A 772-nucleotide genomic window follows, 5' to 3' on the forward strand; every position below is an offset into this window, starting at 1 on the left:
TGGCGGCGTCGTGCCGCGCGCCGTGCGCCTGCCGTGCGCCCACAGCACGGCGGGCGCCGCGAGGGCCGAGACGAGGACCGGGACGCCGGCGGGCAGGACCGGCAGGAGACCGAGTCCGAGCAGGACGGCGAGCGCCGCGACGGCGCGTTCGGCGGTGCCGCGCACCATCGGCGCCAGGAGCGCGAGGAAGACGGCGGGGCCCGCGGCGTCGAGCCCCCACGCGTCCGTGTCGCCGATCGCCTCGGCCCCCACCGCTCCGAGGAACGTCGTCAGGTTCCACAGGACGTAGAGGCACAGACCCGTGACGGTGAAGCCGATGCGGGCGCCGCGCCGGTCGGGCTGGGCGAGCGCGACAGCGGTGGTCTCATCGATGACCCACTGCGCGGCGAGGGGCCGCAGCGCGCGGGGCACCTGGAGCAGTTGCGACAGGCGCAGCCCGTAGAAGGCGTTGCGCACGCCGAGGAAGAAGGCCCCGGCCGCGGCGGCGTACGCGCCGCCGCCGCCCGCCAGGGCGCCGACCAGCGCGAACTGCGAGGCGCCGGTGAAGACGAGGAGGCTCAACGCGCAGGTCTGCGCGATGCTCAGTCCCGCTCCCGCCGAGGTGACCCCGAAGGCGAAGCCGGAGAGGCCCACCGCGATGCCCACGCCGAGCGCGTCGCGCACGACGGCGGCGTCGGGTTTGCGCGACGTGGGGTGCGCGCCGGAGGCGACGGGGGACACGGCGTCGCACGCGACGCCGGATGCGGCGGACGACGCGGCGTCGCGTGCGGCT

Annotated in this window: 1 protein-coding gene; it reads right to left on the minus strand. The window is 77.1% G+C overall.

Annotation, left to right across the window (positions count from 1 at the left end; all coding sequences use genetic code 11):
* The coding region (locus G3I42_RS11925; protein ID WP_164285226.1) for an AzlC family ABC transporter permease at window positions 1–720 on the minus strand (720 nt) is incomplete at its 3' end.
* Window positions 721–772: the final 52 nt, after the last annotated feature.

Origin of the sequence: Streptomyces sp. SID11385 (genome assembly GCF_010548245.1) — a bacterium.
GTDB lineage: Bacteria > Actinomycetota > Actinomycetes > Streptomycetales > Streptomycetaceae > Streptomyces.